This is a genomic window from Gemmatimonadota bacterium (genome assembly GCA_040388625.1).
GTDB lineage: Bacteria > Gemmatimonadota > Gemmatimonadetes > Gemmatimonadales > Gemmatimonadaceae > Fen-1247.
This window is the reverse complement of sequence record JAZKBK010000004.1, coordinates 649,426-666,179: the sequence shown is the minus strand read 5'-3', so window position 1 is coordinate 666,179 and position 16,754 is coordinate 649,426. Positions and strand designations below refer to the sequence as shown.

Here is a 16,754-nt window from a genome sequence, read left to right as displayed (position 1 = left end):
ACACATGAAGATCGGAACAGTCTTGCGTGGAATCACGGGTCGGCCGGCCCGACTCGCGGCTCTAGCCGCTGTGATCACGCTCTCCGCTTGCGATACGCAGAAGATCCTGCAGGTAACAGATCCGGACGTGGCACGACCGGATGCGTTCACGAGCGCGTCGGCGCTGCCGGCACTGTACGCTGGTGCCGTCGGCTCCTTCGGGGGCGCGTTCGACGGGCCAACCGGAGACTGGCAGCAGGTTCAAATGTCCGCCACGCTGTCGGACGAATTCATCAATACCGAAACATTTCCTACGCGTATAGAGACAGATCAGCGGGCGCAAACGATCACCAACACGAGTCTGGGACCGTTGTTCCTGACACTCAACCAGGCGCGCGCCGCTGCGGAACGTGCGGTCAGCGCCTTCAAGGCGCTGGCGAAAACCAAGGCCGATAGCACCGGCTACGCGGAATCACTGGCACTTAACGGCATGGTTTACGTGTTGTTCGCGGAAAACTATTGCGGTTCCGTTCCAACCAGCGTTCAGAATTCCGACGGCTCGTTTACCTTCGGCGTCGGGCTGACGACTGATCAGCTGTCAGACAGTGCGATATCGAAGTTCAATCAGGCGACTGCCGGCGGTGGATCGTCGCTCACCGCGAGCATCAAGTCGCTCGCGGCGGTGGGATTGGGCCGCGCGCTACTGGATAAGGGCGACTTCGCTGGCGCCGCAGCTGCTGTCGCGGGCGTTCCAACGACGTTCCAGTACATCTATACGCATTCCCAGACCAGCGCTGGGCAGAACAACGGTACGTGGGCATTGACGGCCAACGTTGCCCGCTTCGGTGAGGCAGACCGAAAGGGAACCAATGGTCTCCCGTACGCCAGTGATGGCGATATCAAGGTAAAGGGCGCTGCCGCGGATCCACGCGTCGCTGACAGTGTCCGCGCAGGTACGGGCCTCGGCTTCGACGGCTTCACCAGGCAGTTGGTGCAGACCAAGTATCCGTCGCGCACGTCATCGACCGTGATCGCCGACGGTGTGGAAGCACGTCTGATCGAGGCGGAAGCGGCACTTCAGGCCGGAAGCCCGACCAACGCGCTCACGATCCTCAACGCGCTTCGCAGTAACGCTGCGTTGCTTTCGCTCCGTGGGTATCCACCCAATTCTCTGCCGCCGCTAACGCTTCAAACGACAGCTGCCGCGCAGAGAGATCAGCTCTTCAAGGAGCGCGCATACTGGCTCTATCTCACCTCGCATCGCCTCGGCGACATGCGTCGCTTGATCCGCCAGTACGGTCTCGGTGCGGAACAGGTCTTCCCGACCGGTATCTACGTTCACAACGGCGGCAATTACGGCACTGACGTCAACACGCCGGTACCGCAGGCCGAGCAGAACAACCCGAGTTACGTCGCGGGGTCGTGCAAGCAGAATCAAGCGTAGAACCTTGGGGTTGTAAGTGAAAGGGGGCAGGCTACAACACATCGTAGCCTGCCCCCTTCGTTCTGCCATGAACGCCGCTACGGCGACGAGGCCTCGCGTGTATGGATGTAGATCACGCCGGCCGACGCGTTCGTGCCCTGCGAGCCGCTGCCGCGAATTCCACTCAGAATCTCGATGCTGGCAATGGCGGTCGCCGGAAGCTGCGCGAGTGCGGCAATGTCGGTCAGGCGCGCGCCGTCGATGATCACCATCGGTGCGTCGGAGTCGGACAGTATTATCGAGCTGACTCCGCGCTGGGCTACGATTCGCAGGGGTCTGCCCGACCGATCCTCCTTGTATGTGTATCGGCGCACTTCGTTCTTCAGCACTTCCCACGCGGACGTCGCCGACGTGCGTGCGATCTGTTCCTGTGTGATGGTGACTGTACCATCGGACGTTCTGTCGCCTTTCTGTACGCCCGCGGTGGCACATCCCAGCAGTGAAGCAACTGCCGCGACACCGAACCACGCGTTCGAGCGGTGAGTGCGCATCATACCTCCCATACGTGAAGGACTGACACACCAGCAAGTGCAATGAGCGTGGTTGGGACGATTTTCGGGTACGCGTCAATCTTCGGTCTGGGCCGCTCGCCGGCAAGGGCGAGCGGCGTATGTAACGTGTAAGCGGTCAGTCCGCGGAGGCGAGCGGCGGCTATTTCCTCGCGGGCCGCGTCTTCATGATACTCTCGATCTCGTCGATCTCCCGTGGCGCGCTGCTCATTCGCTCCAGTCCGCGATCGGTTATCACGTAGTCGTCCTCGATGCGAACTCCGGTATTGTTGTAACGCTCGACTGCCGCGCGTACGTGCGCGATGAACGCCCGATTCTTCGGTGTGGCGGGAAGAACGTCCAGCGCCGCCGTGCTTATGTAGATGCCGGGCTCGATCGTGAATGCGTCGCCCTTCATGAACTTCCTGTCACCCGTGTAATATTGCGCGGGGTCGTGCACTGCGAGCCCGAGCCCGTGACTGATTCCGTGAATCATCCACAGCATGGATTGTCTGCACTGCGCTGGTGCGGCGGTGCAGTCCACCTTCCATGGCGGATCGAACGTTGCGTCGACGCTCTCGATCAATCCGAGCTTCGCGAGACCGGACGCACGGATCGCAACTGCGGAGTCGGTTGCTGCTGCTGCGGACATGCCCGGCCTGGAATTGCGCTCCGCGGCCGCCTGCGCATCACGCACCAGCTGGTAGATGATACGCTGGTCTGCCGTGAACTTTCCGCTCACCGGAATCGTACGTGTGACATCGGCCGCGTAACCCTGGTATTCCGTGGCTGCATCCATCACGACGAGATCGCCCGGTCGTGCAGTACCACTGTCCAGCATGTAGTGCAACTGGGTGCCGCGCTGTCCAGCACCGACGATCGATCCGTACGCAGGCCGCGAGCCACCCAGCTTAGTGAACGTGTTTTCGAGAGCGGCCTTGAGCTCGTATTCGTGTCGTGGTTCGGGAATGTGCAGTACGGCGACGTGCCCTGCCGAGCTGATCTGCGCGGCGCGCCTGAGCAGAGCGATCTCCGCCGGACTCTTGCGTGCGCGCAGTGCATCGACGATCGGATGCGCATCCTTCACCACGAGTCCCGGATGGTTCGAGACAAGCGTGCGAACGAACATGCGTCCGCGCGTAAGCGAGTCCTGGCGTGCGAAGTCCGCGTCCGCGAAATCCGCCAGCGTGTAGACCGGCAGTCCCGACGTCGCGAGCGAATCCACGATCGTGCCAAGCGCGCTGAACGACCGCGCGCCGACTCCGAGCGTGCTCGTCACACTGGCGGAGTCGGGTCGCCGTCCGTAGTAGAATGCCGTGCGCGGATCGATCGGCGTGAGAAACAACGTGCTGCTGGTTGCACGGCCGTTGCGTACGACCATGACGAATGCAGCGTCGGCCTCGTCGAAGTTCGTGAGGTAGTGGAAGGCAGGGAGCTGGTAGAACGGTCCGAAATCAGTAACCGGTGTCCTTCCGCCGAATGCTATCACGACGCCGTTCCCGACGTGTGTCGCGAGCGAATCGCGTCTCGCTGCGAACTCAGCGCCGCTGATCTGTGCGTGCGTCACAATCGGCGCCGCGAGCAGTCCAATTGTGATCAGTAACGAATGCAGTTGCCGTGACACGTATCGCGCTCCGGTTCGGGGTTTGCGAAAGAGAGCCACATACCCCGATAACGTCAAGGCGGCTACACCGTCACTGACGTCACTTTGGTGCCGCAGGCCCGGACGACCCACGGATCCGGTGCAGAGTGCCACCGCGTGACACCGTGAACCGTGGAAACAGCAGTCGCTCCTTGATCGCCGTGCCCGAAGACGCGGCAGAAGGAACGTTGATGGCGGCGGAGGGAGAGACAGGAACGTTGGGGTTGAACGCATTCGCCGCGCTGAAGTCGTCGGCAGCCTCCGGAACAACGGTGTAGCCAAAGTCTGCCAGCGCCTCGATGGTCACGAGACTCAGCGGATCCAGCCCGTTGTGAAGCGTGCCTGTCATCAGCTCGTGACCGAATACAGTCGCACGCCAGTGGCCGTCGCGCGTTCCATCACCGCCCGAGTTTTCGATCGGAACGCCGAGCGACGAGTCGGCAGTGAAGCCGAGTTCCGCGGATGCGACTCTCGCTGCGTGCCCGATGAAGACGGGATCAGGCCCGCCAAGCCCTGCGGCAGTATTCGGAAAGTACGTCACCGAATCGCGTACCGTACCATCGGACCACAGAGTTCCGATGCCGAGCACGTGACCCATCTCGTGAGTCAACATCGATACCAGAACACCCTGCTGGTCCAGCGAAGCGACATCGGCGGAATCGACGGTGATGGTGCCGAGTGCAGTGAACTGCGGCGCATCGTCGCGAATTATGCACGGGCCGCCCTCCCCGACCGTATTCGATCGGCCGTCGATCGAGTCAGACTGGATGACGATCATCATGCTCGTTTCGACCGTATCGACTGCAGGGATTCCTGCGCCGCACAGGTTCGCCGTGGTGACTACATGGTACGGGATGAGCGGCGCAGAGATTACAGTTTCCCATCTTTGCGCCGCCTGCGCTGCTGCCGCTTTCACCGTCGATGAAACGTTGCCGACGAATCGGAGATCGATCTTGAAGCCAGCGATGCCGAGCGCGGCGACTGAAATGGGAGCTGTGGCCGATGCCGCCCCTGAAGTAACTGTGAGCGTAGCCTTTCCCGGCGCGATTCCATGCACGACACCAGCCGAAGTGACTGTGGCAACCGCGGGATTGTCGACCGAGTATGTGTAACTCCTTCCGTGCAGTGTGTCACCCGCGGCGGAAAATGCCAACGTCTGTGTCGCAATAGTGTGGCCGACGCCGAGATCGAGCACGCCGGGCACAATCCTCGCGCGCGCCGCCGGAGCCGTCACGACCACGGGAAGCGACGCCGACACGCTGTTGGCCCGCAGGGTGACCGACGTCGTGCCGGTGTGCACACCGGTAACCACGCCAGTGCTCGATACTTTCGCGATGGTCGAGTCGGCGATGCTCCACGAGATCGACGTCGGAACAACCGGTGATCCAGCGGAGTCGAAGAATGTGGCGATGATCGTGCTCGTGCCCTGCAAATCGACAGAATCCACCAACCGATCGAACTTGATGATCGCGAGCGGAGGCGGCGCCTTCAACGTTCGTGGGCCCGTAGCGGAATCGCCGCCGCATGTCAGACCCGGGATGATACAGACGGCCGATACGAACACCGCGCGAGCGATACGGGCGACGCGAACGATGCGGGCGATGCCCCCGCGAACCCGGGAACGGAACGGCCCTTGCGCTCGGAACTGATTACCCCAGCCCATCCACATTGCCAATTCTCCGGTCAGTAGCCGCCGTTCTCGTCAGCCGTCGCACCGCGCGCCGCCTGGCAAGGATAATTCCGAATCCGCTGGTGCGATATGCCATCGTAACCATAGGTACTGCAGTTGTTCCGGTCCTGGCCGCAAGAATCGGTGAAAGGTGGGCAAACCGGCGGGCAACGGAGTGGGGAAAGAGGTGGGGCAGAGGGCGGCCGGCGGTCCTTGACCCCAACGCAGACGTGCTGCTGTAGCTCGGCCGTTGTTACCAGTCAACCCGGTTGCTCGTCAGTGTAAAAGCATCGTCGCGGCCACCACGCCGCTGTCAAACTGGCCCAACGGAGGCGCGATGGCGCGGTCGCGCGGGTACCTTTTCATCGTCATCCTCACAATTGCCGGATCGGCGGTCGCCTGCGGCCCCTCAGGCCAGGATCAGCGCGACCAGCGACGGGTACTGGCGCAGAGCACATGCGAGGACGCAGTGCGCGACCAGCTGACGTCTCGCGCCACTGCACGGTTCAGTACCGACGCAGAGCATGTCTACTACGACTCTCTCGGCGGAGCTGGCGTGACCGGCACCGTTTCGACAGCGTCCGGTGAGCGGAACTTCGCCTGCCTCCTCAAGCCCGCCGCAGACAGCAGCTGGATTCTGACAGCCGCCCGACTGCTCAACTAGAACCGCACCGGCGCTCGACTGGCGGCCCGCAACCTTTCGACAAACTCTCGACGGAGCCTGTGCTGGCGGTGATGCGGGTTTAGCTTGCAGGTCGCCTCGATGCTCCTGCATCGGTTGACTTTGTCCCACTGCCATGTTCGTCTCAGCACTGCTCGTCGTCGCTGGCTTTGCCAGCCACGCGCAGCCGAAGCCCTCGCCCGTCACCTGCTATCTCGCCAACGGCGACCGTCTGAGTGGGGCTCTGGTATCGGTGTCCACAACGAAAGTCCGGATAACCCATAAGTCCCTCGGCCCACTCTCTCTGGACCGGAGCGCGATTGCGCTCTGTGAGTCGAGCGACAGCACGGCGCTTCGCCGCCTCGGTACGCTCGCGCTCGCACCGCTGCCGGAAGTCCCCACCACGACTGTAGCGGTAGTGGGTCCCCCAATGCCGATTCCGACGCCTGCGCCCACGCCCCGTGTGTCGCTCGAGAAGCTGACTCATCCGAAGCAGGCAATTCCGCTCGCCGCGCGCGCTCTTCCGACGTACGTATCTCACGTGGGGTGGAAGCGGTCACTGGGAGCCACGTATCTTCTCACGCGCGGCAACGCCAACGTCAGCAACCTTGGATTCACCGGGGCGGTTGCGCGGCGCACCGACAGGACGCAGATAGCGCTTAGCGGCAAGCGGGAATTCGGCAGTCGGGAAGGATCGGCGACGGAAAACTTTCTCTCCGCGACGCTGCGCTACGATCTCGCACTGGGGCCGAACGATTCAGCCGCAGCAGCGCGTCCGTCGTTCTTCTCGGAGGCGGTGTACGAGCACGATCCGTTCGCACAGATAGCGCGTCGCACGGTGGAAAATACCGGTGTATCGGTGCCACTGTCGCGCAACCCGCACAACAACATTGCGCTCGAAATAGGAACCGGTGTCACCAACGAACAGCCGACTGTCCTGCCGAGTTACACACGCATCGGCGGCGTTCTGCGACTTGCGGCGCGGCAGGTATTCGGTACTACGAGATCGGACCAGCAGATCGCGGTCTTTCCCGACATCACCGGTCCACCGGGCCACTATCGTGTCAATTCGGACCTCAATCTCTCGGCGCCGCTGTCCAAGTCACTCGCGCTCAAGGTCGGAATCGCCAGCAGATACGACACCAAGCCGCAAGTGAAGGTCAAGAAATCCGATACAACGATTCAGAGTGGAATCGGCATCGAATTCTGATCGGTGATCGTCAGTCCGTGCGACTCGTGCGTTCGAGCATTACGTAGCCCGACATGCGGCGGAATTCCTCGCGTCGTTCCCGCGATCCGAATCTGGACAGAAGTCGCCAGAGCGGCGCCATGCGCATCTCGCGCCGCAGGCGATGGGCTTCGTCGAGGCCGGAGCGAAATTCGAGTTCGCGCCAACCGAACTTCTCGAAGAACGCCGTTCCCTCCGCAGGTGCGAACTGAAATGGAGCATTACCTGCGGTGACCGCGCGGCCCCAGTAGCGGTTCATTATGGGTAGCAGCCGCTTGCTCGCCAGGTCGAACAGCCACCAGATCGCGCACTGCATCGACTGAATGTCGCGCGCGAGCGAGCCGACCTGTTCGGCGGTGAGATAGATCAAGAGGCCTTCGGTGATCACGAGAGCGCGCTTGCTCTCGCTGTCGATGCGCGCGAACAACGCGGCGCGCTCCGATGCGTCGGTGAGATCCGTCGCGATTGCCTCGTATGTGCAGGCGGTTTTCTCGCCGCGCATCGCGTTCGCCTTGTATTCCGTGATGCCTGGCAGATCGACATCGATCCAGCGGAGCGATCGAGGTAGTTGCATTCGCCACGCCCGCGTGTCGAGTCCAGCCGCAAGATTCACGACCGTGTCGACGCCGTGGTTGGCAACGCGATCCATGATCATTTCGTCGAACACGGCGGTACGCACGATCATGGGCCACGCGAGCGACTTGCCGCGCTTGAGCTCGTTGACAATCAGGGCACCCTGCGCACCAGCCAGTCGAGCCGCGAATGGGTCGTTGAAAAGGGCGTCGCGCCGTGCGGATTCCATGGCGCGATAGACCGCGACCCACCGGGCGGTATCGGAGATGTTTTCTATCGGCATGTCTGCGAAGTCGAACCGGCCAGGGGTTGGGCGCCGGATGGTGCGCGCCTTGCAACCCAGGCGAGCGGCTGGCGGCACACGATCCGGACCTAATTTATGACTTGCCGGCCGGACTGTCACTGCCCTCGACCGCCCTGCGCGCAGACCCCCATCCTCTTTCCCCACCACGATGTCGCAGGACATAATCGCCAGAAACAACGTGAAGATTTCAGGGCGCGGCAGTCAGCCAATGCTGTTCGCGCATGGCTTCGGGTGCGACCAGAACATGTGGCGGTTTGTCACGCCGGCGTTCGAGGATGACTATCGCATCGTTCTGTTCGATTACGTGGGCTCGGGCAAATCCGACATGGCCGCGTACGACAGCGAGCGTTACTCGACCCTCGATGGCTATGCACTTGATGTGCTCGACATCTGTCACGCACTGGATCTGTACGACGTGATATTCGTTGGTCACTCTGTGAGCTCGATGATCGGGATACTCGCGGCGAATGCAGAGCCCGACCGTTTCTCCGATCTCATCCTTATCGGGCCGTCTCCACGCTACATCAACGAGGCACCGGATTATGTCGGCGGCTTCGAGCGCTCGGATATAGACGGGTTGCTCGAGACGATGGACAGGAACTACATCGGCTGGGCGAACTATCTCGCGCCAGCCATCATGAAGAATCCGGATCGTCCGGAGCTCGCGGCCGAGCTGACGGAGAGTTTCTGCTCGACGGATCCGATTGTCGCAAGGCAATTCGCCGAGGCCACCTTCTTTGCGGACAATCGTGCAGATCTCGCTGGCGTGCGAGTACCGTCGCTGATTCTTCAGTGCTCCGAAGACATCATCGCGCCACAGGAAGTCGGAGCGTATGTGCATTGCAAACTTCCCGACAGTACACTCCGTACGATGCGGGCCACGGGACACTGTCCCCACATGAGCGCTCCGGAAGAAACTATTCGGCTCATCAAGGAGTATCTAACAGCAGCGGTTGCATTTTGAGATCTCTTCCGAAGCTGGAGCTGGACGGTGGATGAGCTTCTGAACACGCTGCCCTGTGGCGTGGTGTCGTTCACGGACGAGGGAATGATCACGCTCGCGAACGCCACGCTCTGCAACCTGCTCGGCTATCCGGTCGGAGAGCTCGACGGGAAGCGCTTCGAGACTCTGCTCACGGTTCCGGGACGCATCTTCGTTCAGACACATCTCTTTCCGATGCTCAAGCTGCACGGGAAGGCGAGCGAGATATTTCTGCTGTTTCGCGCCAAGGACGGAACTGAAGTGGGTACGCTCGTCAACGCCGTGCGACGGGAGCGCGGCGGCGCCTTCGCGAACGATTGTGTGTTGATGGAGGTGCGCGAGCGCCGGAAGTATGAAGACGAACTTCTGAACGCACGGCGGAAGGCAGAGGCGTTGGCCGTTACGCTTACCGCGCGCACTGACGAAATGCACCGCGCGATCGTGATCGCGGATGAAGCGAACCAGGCCAAGACGCGATTCCTCACGACGATGAGTCACGAGCTGCGCACACCGCTCAATGCAATCGGAGGTTACGTTCAGCTCATCGAGCTGGGCATTCACGGCCCTGTGACAGAGGCGCAGCGCACCGCGCTGGATCGCGTGAATCGGAGTCAGCGGCATCTGCTGCGGCTCATCAACGATATTCTCAACACAGCGCGGATCGAGGCGGGACGAGTCGAGTACCTGCTGGAGGACGTGCCGTTAGCCGACGTCGTGGCAAGCGTGATTCCGATGGTAGATCCGCAGATGAATACAGCTGGGCTGACGCTCAAGTCATCAGTGCCCGAGAAGATCGTTGCGCGAGCCGATCGGGAAAAGGTGCAGCAGGTGCTCATCAATCTTCTTACAAACGCGATGAAGTTCACGCTCCGTGGCGGCCACGTGCGAATTGGCGCCGGCTACGATGAGGCCGGTACAAGAGTACGCGTGATGGTGACGGATTCCGGGATCGGCATCCCGCCTGCGAACCTGACCAACATTTTCGAGCCGTTCGTGCAGGTGCAGGTCGAGCGGTCGCAGCGGCTGGAGGGAACGGGCCTGGGGCTCGCGATCAGCCGGGACCTGGCGCGGGCGATGGGCGGTGATCTCACCGTCGAGAGCGAGCTGGGGGTGGGGAGCACCTTCATCTTCGAGCTGCCGAGGGCGTGAACTGGCCCGACACTTAAAACGCCGCGATCTCGATGATCGCGGCGTCGGTTGTCGTTGTGTTTGTGTTGGAACTGGAATTCAGTGCGCCCGGAGGAAGTCGAATCCCCAACCTTCTGATCCGTAGTCAGATGCTCTATCCAATTGAGCTACGGGCGCATACAAACCGCATTCACTACCGTGGCGTCTTCTGACCGCCTCTACTCATCCTGCAATGGGCGGTACAAGACTCGAACTTGTGACCTCCACGATGTCAACGTGGCGCTCTAACCAACTGAGCTAACCGCCCGCGATGCGCAGCCCTGGCGCCCATCCCTTCGATCAGGGGCAGGGCCCCCGTGTCTGCCGTATTTGGGGCAGGCACGGAGGCCTGCCCCTACACGCCTGCCCATATACAAGCGGGAGACGGGACTTGAACCCGCGACCCCAACCTTGGCAAGGTTGTGCTCTACCAACTGAGCTACTCCCGCATTTCGCCCCACCTTCGGGGCACCTGCTACTGCAAACAGCCGTTCCGCCCAGTGGAGCGAAGGGGGATCGAACCCCTGACCTCTTGAATGCCATTCAAGCGCTCTACCAACTGAGCTACCGCCCCAAAACCGGGTAAACATTCGGACCAGAATCTCGGTCCGAACCCCTGCCCGGTAGGAACCGCGAAGGATATCCGGGGGTATGTCGAAAGTCAAGAAATGTCATCGACTTCTGGGTCTAGACACGGGCCCTTCGGCCGGTATCTTGCACCGCGACCCCACTGTCTGAGTGGGTTATACAATCCACACGACTTCAGCGCCGCGAGAGCGGCGTCTGATACATATAGAGTAAAGAGGCTAACATGGCCGAAGTCAAACCACGCCGCCGCCGAGGAACTGGAACCTCACCGGCCGGCATCGCTCCGAGCGAGCCAGAGCGCGACATTCTCGATCAGTACCTGTACGAAGTTAGTACATATCCACTTCTCAAAGGCACAGAAGAGATCGACATCGCCCGCAAGATCCGCGCGGGTGATCCCGATGCGCTCCAGGAATTGGTGAAGCGCAATTTGCGCTTCGTCATTTCCGTCGCAAAGAAATACCAGAACCGCGGTCTTCCGCTCATCGATCTGATCGGTGAGGGCAACGTCGGTCTACTCACTGCTGCGCGCAAGTTCGATCCGGATCAGGGAGTGAAGTTCATCTCCTACGCAGTGTGGTGGATTCGTCAGGCAATCCTGTCGTCGCTCGCACGCCAGGGTCGCACGGTCCGCGTTCCGCTCAACCGTACCGCGGATCTCTCGCGCATCATCAAGGCGTCGGAAATTCTGCGCCAGAAGTTGCGTCGTGAGCCAACGCCGAACGAGCTGGCGCAGATCACCGGTCTCTCCGTCGATGTAGTGCAGTCGCTCGCCGCGCTCAATACAGGCGACGTGCGTCTCGATGCACCGATGGATCCGGAAGGCGATCGCTCACTCATCGAGCGTTTCGTCGCTGATGAAATGCCGGACACCGAGGAAGAGGCGATGAACCGCTTCCTCAATGACGAGATCGAAACCGCGCTGCGCACGCTTCCACCGCGCGACGCGAAAGTTCTCAAGCTGTACTTCGGTCTCGAAGGCGGCCGGGAGCATACGCTCGAAGAGATCGGCTCGATGCTTGGCGTCACGCGCGAGCGCGTTCGTCAGTTGCGCGATCGCGCGCTCAAGCGCCTGCGCGAAGGTGACGTTGGTCGCGCACTGAGCAGCTTCGCGGCGTAACGCAGGAAAGACCGCCGTGGTCTGACCACGGCGGCGCGATGTCCGGAGGGCCGGGGCAGCTGCAGGTGACGCTGCCCCGGCCCTTCTGTCGTTTCGGCGTGTCACCGTGAGCTTCCGTCAGTAGCGTACGGAGTTACACCATGTGCGTGGTGGAGCTCTCAAATCAGCGCTGGCCAATACGCGGACCGGAGCCAATATTGGACGCGAGCGGATGGTCGCTGTCGGCACACGCACTGATCGACGTGAGGTTCCCACCTTGATCTTCATGGCGGATAAAGGATGACGACGCTGGTGACCGGGGCCGCTGGATTCATCGGCTTCCACGTCGCGAAGCGACTGCTCGAAGCTGGGGATGCGGTGGTCGGCATCGACAACCTCAACGACTACTACGACCCGTCGCTCAAGCTCGCACGCCTGGCGGAGTTGGCGCCGAGCTCGTCGTTCCGGTTCGTCCACGGCGACATCTGTGATGCGCCGCTGCTCGCGAAAACAATGGCAGAGCACCGTCCGGACGTCGTCATCAACCTCGCCGCGCAGGCGGGCGTACGTTATTCACTCGAGAATCCTGGCGCGTATGCCGACAGCAATCTGGTCGGATTCCTGAACATTCTCGAAGCGTGCAGACATGCCCGAGTCTCGCACCTCGTGCACGCGTCTTCGAGCTCGGTCTATGGAGCCAATACCGCAACTCCGTTTTCCGTGGAGCAGCGCGTCGATCATCCGGTGAGCCTGTACGCGGCGACAAAAAAAGCATCGGAGCTCATGGCGCACAGCTACGCGCACCTGTTCCGTCTCCCGATAACTGCACTTCGCTTCTTTACCGTGTATGGTCCGTTCGGCAGGCCCGACATGGCGTACTTCAAGTTCACTCGTGCGATCGTTGAAGGGCGTCCGATAGAGCTGTATAACAATGGCGACATGCTGCGCGACTTTACGTACATCGACGACGTTGTCGAGGGCGTGGTGCGCGTCGCCGCCAGGCCTGCAACCCCCGACCCCAACTGGTCGGGTGATTCTCCGAATCCTGCAACGAGCTCGGCGCCATATCGCGTTTACAACATCGGCCACAGCGATCCTGTGCCGCTGCTCGAATTCGTCGAAGTGCTCGAACGCCAGCTTGGAATCCACGCCAAACGCAAGTATTTGCCGATGCAACCGGGCGACGTTCTGGCAACGTACGCAGACGTTTCCGATCTCGAGCGCGACGTCGGGTACCGACCGGAAACATCCATCACGGTGGGGTTGGAACGGTTTGTCGACTGGTACCGGGACTATTACGGCGTGAGGCAACCGGCTGCAATGGCCTGAGGCCCGGCGGCGCTACAACTGTGGCATCGCAGCATCACCCGATCGGTCGAGGCGCAGCGCGGCTGAATTGATCCGAAGCGCATCTACTGGTACTGCAATAACTTAGCGCGAATTTTGCGAGCAGGTTCGCCGTGCATGGTTCTTGATCCTGGCGATGGTCTCCAGCTCCGTCGAGTTGGGAATTGGGCGGGATCGCTTCGCCGTATTACGACGACCATTTTATCGCTGAGCGACCGAGGACCTGTGTTAGTGACGGAGTTTACTGGCGCGCAGGAGACCGATGACGCTACGGACCGCGAACGCGGCCCGGGACGGCGTCTTCGCATCTGCATGCTCACCACTTTCTATCCGCCATACAACTTTGGCGGAGACGGGATCGGTGTGCAGCGTCTCGCGGCGGCGTTCGCGCGCCGTGGCCACTCGGTCACGGTCGTCCACGACGCGGATGCGTTTCTGGCGCTGAATGGCGGAATCGAGCCAGCGCCTGGCGCGTCCATCCCGGGCGTCGAGGTCGTGACGCTTCGAAGCAAGCTCGGAATCATCTCGCCGATTCTGACGCAGCAGTTTGGACGCCCTGTGGTGCACGGGCGAAAACTTCGCGCCCTGCTCGGTGAAGGGTTCGACGTAACCTTCTTTCACAACGTATCGCTCGTGGGCGGCCCGGTGTTGCTTCGAGAGGGGCGTGGCGTCACGCTGTACGAAGCCCATGAGCACTGGCTCGTGTGCCCAACCCACGTATTGTGGCGTTATAACCGTGAACTATGCGATGCGCGTGACTGCGTGCGCTGCGTGCTGTCCTATCGCAGACCGCCGCAACTGTGGCGGTCCACGGGCCTGCTCGACCGCGAGCTGGACAATGTCGATGCATTCATAGCGAAAAGTGCGTTCAGTCGCGACAAGCATCACGAGTTCGGCTTTCCGCGCGACATGGAAGTCATTCCGTATTTCCTGCCGCAAGACAGTGCAGGGGCGGATCCGGTGACGGAGGCGCCGTCACCTCACAGTCGTCCATTCTTTCTATTCGTCGGGCGATTGGAGAAGATCAAGGGACTCGAAGACGTCATTCCGTCGTTCGCGGGCACCGATGGACCTGACCTGCTCATTGCCGGAGACGGGGACTACGCCGCGTCGCTACGGTCGCTTGCTGCCGACATGCCCCGGGTGCGTTTTCTGGGTCGAGTGCCGGGCGAGCAGCTCGGATCGTACTATCACCATGCGCTGGCGCTGATAGTGCCGTCGGTTTGCTTCGAGACGTTCGGCATAATCATCATCGAAGCTTTTCGGAAGGGCACGCCTGTAATTGCGCGCCGGCTGGGGCCGTTTCCCGAGATCGTCGAAACGGCAGACGCAGGGCTGCTGTTTGAGAATCGCGCCGAGCTGGAAGCGGCCATGCACGAGCTGGTGGAATTCCCGGAGCGTCGTGAGGCACTGGCGAATGCAGGCCGGCGCGCGTTCGCGGAGCACTGGAGTGAGGAAGCAGTGATGCCCCAGTATCTCGATCTCATTCGCCGCATGGCGAGTGCGAAGGGCGAAAAGTCCATTGTTGATGCTCTCGCGAGCGGAGGCCCGGCATGAAGGTATTCATTACCGGCGGCGCAGGTTTTATCGGCTCGCACCTCGCGACCCGGCTGCTCGACGACCGTCATCAGGTGATCATTCTCGATGACTTGTCGACGGGCTCGATGGACAACATCGAGCACCTGGTTGGTCGTGCCGGATTCACGTACCATATCGGATCGGTGACGAACGCCGCGCTGGTGTCCGAGCTGGTGGATAGATGCGACTGCACGGTACACCTCGCCGCAGCGGTCGGTGTGCGACTCATCGTCGAAAGCCCGGTAAGGACGATAACGACGAACGTGCACGGAACCGAAGTGGTACTCGACGCAGCGGCCCGTAAGCAGAAGCTCGTGATCCTTGCGTCGACGTCGGAAGTATACGGAAAGAGTCTGCACACACCGTTTCGAGAAGACGACGACCTCGTACTTGGATCGACCACTCACTCACGGTGGGCTTACGCGTGCTCCAAGGCGCTGGACGAATGGCTCGGGCTGGCATACATGCGCGAGCGTAACGTGCCCGTGATCATCGTGCGTTTCTTCAACACCGTTGGCCCCCGCCAGACTGGCCGGTACGGCATGGTGGTGCCGAATTTTGCGTCGCAGGCAGTGCGCGGCGAGCCGATCACGGTGTACGGGCCAGGTACTCAGTCACGCTGTTTCGGACACGTCTCCGACGCTGTCGAATCAGTCGTGCGGCTGATGCGCACGCCCTCGGCACCGGGCCGAGCCTATAATGTCGGGAACGACGAGGAAGTTACGATCATGCGTCTCGCGGAGCTGGTGCGTGAGGCGGCGGATAGCTCTTCACCGATCGTGCGCGTGCCATACGATGAAGCGTATGCCGTTGGGTTCGAAGACATGCCGCGTCGTGTGCCGGATCTGTCGCGCCTCGAGCAGACGATCGGCTTCCGTCCACGTACTCCGTTGTCCCGGATCATCAGCGACGTTATCGCCGATCAACGCTCGATTCTGGAGAGCGTGGAGGCGTGAAGGCTCGGGTGGTCAGCATCGACGATGGAGCAGCGCGTGATGTCTCGCCTGATGTCTCGCCCGGCCTCGGGCCTGATACAGCGCCGGCGCGCTCCGGCGCGTTCGCGCGCTTTTCGGATCTCGTGCTCCTGCTGCGCCCGCGGCAGTGGATCAAGAACGGATTCGTGCTCGCTCCTCTCCTCTTCTCCGGACTCGCGACGAACAGCTCGGCCAGGGACCACGCATTCGGTGCATTTGTGTGCTTCTGCCTGATCGCGAGTGGCATCTATTGCTGGAATGACGTTTCCGACTCCAGCGCAGACCGCGCACACCCGACCAAGCGCAACCGTCCGATAGCAGCAGGCCGAGTGAGTCGCCGCACCGGCATCGTGCTCGGCTCGGTGTTGGTGTTTGCATCGCTGGCGCTCGGCGCCTTTATCGCACCGCTGCTCGCTCTGGTGCTTGTTTCGTACGCCGGTCTCAACGTCATCTACTCCTTGCTGCTCAAGCGTGTGGTGCTCGTGGACGTCTTCGCTATCGCAGCGTTTTTCGTACTGCGCCTTCTGGCTGGAGTAGCCGCGATCGGCGTGCACGCTTCGGTCTGGCTGCTTCTTTGCGGCGGGCTGCTGTCACTTTATCTGGGGTTCACCAAGCGCCGGCACGAGCTTACCCTGCTTGGGGATGGCTCCGGTGAACACCGTGCGGTCCTCAGACAATACGACGCCGAGACCCTGGATCAGATCTCCGGGATTCTGCTGTCCGTTACCATCGTGTCGTACATCATGTACACGATCTCATCGTCGACGGCACTGGCCGTCGGCTCGGAAGCGCTGAGCTACAGCACCGTGTTCGTCCTGTATGGAGTGTTTCGATATCTGTATCTCGTACGACGCAGCCACGGTGGCGATCCGGCGGGCACCCTGTTCACTGATCGTGCGCTCCTCATAGATGTGGGGCTCTGGGCGGTCTACTGCGCTGCGACGCTCTACCACGTTGTTTGAGGCTCCGACTTGACATCCGCTGAAAACCCC

At 61.4% G+C, this 16,754-nt stretch carries 14 protein-coding genes and 4 tRNA genes; 10 read left to right on the top strand and 8 right to left on the bottom strand.

Going from position 1 to position 16,754, the window contains the following annotated elements:
* Positions 1 to 4 precede the first annotated feature (4 nt).
* The gene (locus tag V4529_11610; GenBank protein ID MES2358967.1) at positions 5 to 1,423 is read left to right on the top strand and encodes a RagB/SusD family nutrient uptake outer membrane protein; all 1,419 of its coding nucleotides are present in this window, start codon (positions 5 to 7) and stop codon (positions 1,421 to 1,423) included.
* Between the two features lie 77 nt (positions 1,424 to 1,500).
* Here V4529_11610 and V4529_11605 read toward each other — a convergent pair whose 3' ends face one another.
* The 3 genes from V4529_11605 to V4529_11595 form a co-directional block, all read right to left on the bottom strand.
* Positions 1,501 to 1,953, bottom strand: a complete 453-nt coding sequence (locus V4529_11605) for a TonB-dependent receptor plug domain-containing protein (GenBank protein ID MES2358966.1) — start codon at positions 1,951 to 1,953, stop codon at positions 1,501 to 1,503.
* Positions 1,954 to 2,113: 160 nt separating this feature from the next.
* Positions 2,114 to 3,574 (bottom strand): aminopeptidase P N-terminal domain-containing protein, encoded by a 1,461-nt coding sequence (locus V4529_11600; GenBank protein MES2358965.1) that lies wholly within the window; start codon positions 3,572 to 3,574, stop codon positions 2,114 to 2,116.
* Between the two features lie 79 nt (positions 3,575 to 3,653).
* Positions 3,654 to 5,156, bottom strand: coding sequence for an Ig-like domain-containing protein (locus tag V4529_11595; protein ID MES2358964.1), 1,503 nt, complete (start codon positions 5,154 to 5,156; stop codon positions 3,654 to 3,656).
* A gap of 442 nt (positions 5,157 to 5,598) precedes the next feature.
* On the opposite strand from V4529_11595, the gene V4529_11590 reads away from it, so the two are divergent.
* Together V4529_11590 and V4529_11585 are read left to right on the top strand one after the other, a co-directional pair.
* A complete protein-coding gene (locus V4529_11590) occupies positions 5,599 to 5,925 on the top strand; it encodes a hypothetical protein (GenBank protein ID MES2358963.1) in 327 nt (108 codons plus the stop codon).
* A 133-nt stretch (positions 5,926 to 6,058) separates the two neighbouring features.
* Positions 6,059 to 7,132 carry a DUF481 domain-containing protein gene (locus V4529_11585; protein ID MES2358962.1) on the top strand — a complete coding sequence of 358 codons (1,074 nt, stop codon included), beginning with the start codon at positions 6,059 to 6,061 and terminating at the stop codon, positions 7,130 to 7,132.
* A gap of 10 nt (positions 7,133 to 7,142) precedes the next feature.
* Here the strand turns inward: V4529_11585 and V4529_11580 are convergent, their stop codons facing one another.
* Positions 7,143 to 8,006, bottom strand: a complete 864-nt coding sequence (locus tag V4529_11580; protein ID MES2358961.1) for a class I SAM-dependent methyltransferase — start codon at positions 8,004 to 8,006, stop codon at positions 7,143 to 7,145.
* A gap of 169 nt (positions 8,007 to 8,175) precedes the next feature.
* On the opposite strand from V4529_11580, the gene V4529_11575 reads away from it, so the two are divergent.
* Together V4529_11575 and V4529_11570 are read left to right on the top strand one after the other, a co-directional pair.
* A complete protein-coding gene (locus tag V4529_11575) occupies positions 8,176 to 8,991 on the top strand; it encodes an alpha/beta hydrolase (GenBank protein ID MES2358960.1) in 816 nt (271 codons plus the stop codon).
* 27 nt (positions 8,992 to 9,018) lie between these two features.
* Complete coding sequence (locus V4529_11570) at positions 9,019 to 10,158, top strand: ATP-binding protein (protein ID MES2358959.1); 1,140 nt, start codon at positions 9,019 to 9,021, stop codon at positions 10,156 to 10,158.
* A gap of 82 nt (positions 10,159 to 10,240) precedes the next feature.
* Here V4529_11570 and V4529_11565 read toward each other — a convergent pair.
* The 4 genes from V4529_11565 to V4529_11550 all read right to left on the bottom strand — a co-directional run bounded on the left by V4529_11565 (position 10,241) and on the right by V4529_11550 (position 10,750).
* Positions 10,241 to 10,314: transfer RNA gene (locus V4529_11565), tRNA-Arg, on the bottom strand.
* Between the two features lie 56 nt (positions 10,315 to 10,370).
* Positions 10,371 to 10,444, bottom strand: a tRNA-Val gene (locus V4529_11560).
* 108 nt (positions 10,445 to 10,552) lie between these two features.
* Positions 10,553 to 10,625, bottom strand: a tRNA-Gly gene (locus tag V4529_11555).
* A gap of 52 nt (positions 10,626 to 10,677) precedes the next feature.
* Positions 10,678 to 10,750, bottom strand: a tRNA-Ala gene (locus V4529_11550).
* Positions 10,751 to 10,987: 237 nt separating this feature from the next.
* Here V4529_11550 and V4529_11545 point away from each other — a divergent pair.
* From V4529_11545 to V4529_11525, 5 genes are all read left to right on the top strand, one after another.
* The gene (locus tag V4529_11545; GenBank protein MES2358958.1) at positions 10,988 to 11,884 is read left to right on the top strand and encodes an RNA polymerase sigma factor RpoD/SigA; all 897 of its coding nucleotides are present in this window, start codon (positions 10,988 to 10,990) and stop codon (positions 11,882 to 11,884) included.
* A gap of 279 nt (positions 11,885 to 12,163) precedes the next feature.
* Positions 12,164 to 13,192 carry an NAD-dependent epimerase gene (locus tag V4529_11540; protein ID MES2358957.1) on the top strand — a complete coding sequence of 343 codons (1,029 nt, stop codon included), beginning with the start codon at positions 12,164 to 12,166 and terminating at the stop codon, positions 13,190 to 13,192.
* Positions 13,193 to 13,441: 249 nt separating this feature from the next.
* Entirely contained in the window at positions 13,442 to 14,767 is a 1,326-nt protein-coding gene (locus tag V4529_11535) for a glycosyltransferase family 4 protein (protein MES2358956.1), read from the top strand.
* On the top strand, positions 14,764 to 15,744 hold the full coding sequence (locus V4529_11530; GenBank protein MES2358955.1) for an NAD-dependent epimerase/dehydratase family protein: 981 nt from the start codon (positions 14,764 to 14,766) through the stop codon (positions 15,742 to 15,744). The genes V4529_11535 and V4529_11530 overlap by 4 nt, the downstream gene beginning before the upstream one ends.
* Entirely contained in the window at positions 15,741 to 16,724 is a 984-nt protein-coding gene (locus V4529_11525; protein MES2358954.1) for a decaprenyl-phosphate phosphoribosyltransferase, read from the top strand. The genes V4529_11530 and V4529_11525 overlap by 4 nt, the downstream gene beginning before the upstream one ends.
* Positions 16,725 to 16,754 lie beyond the last annotated feature (30 nt).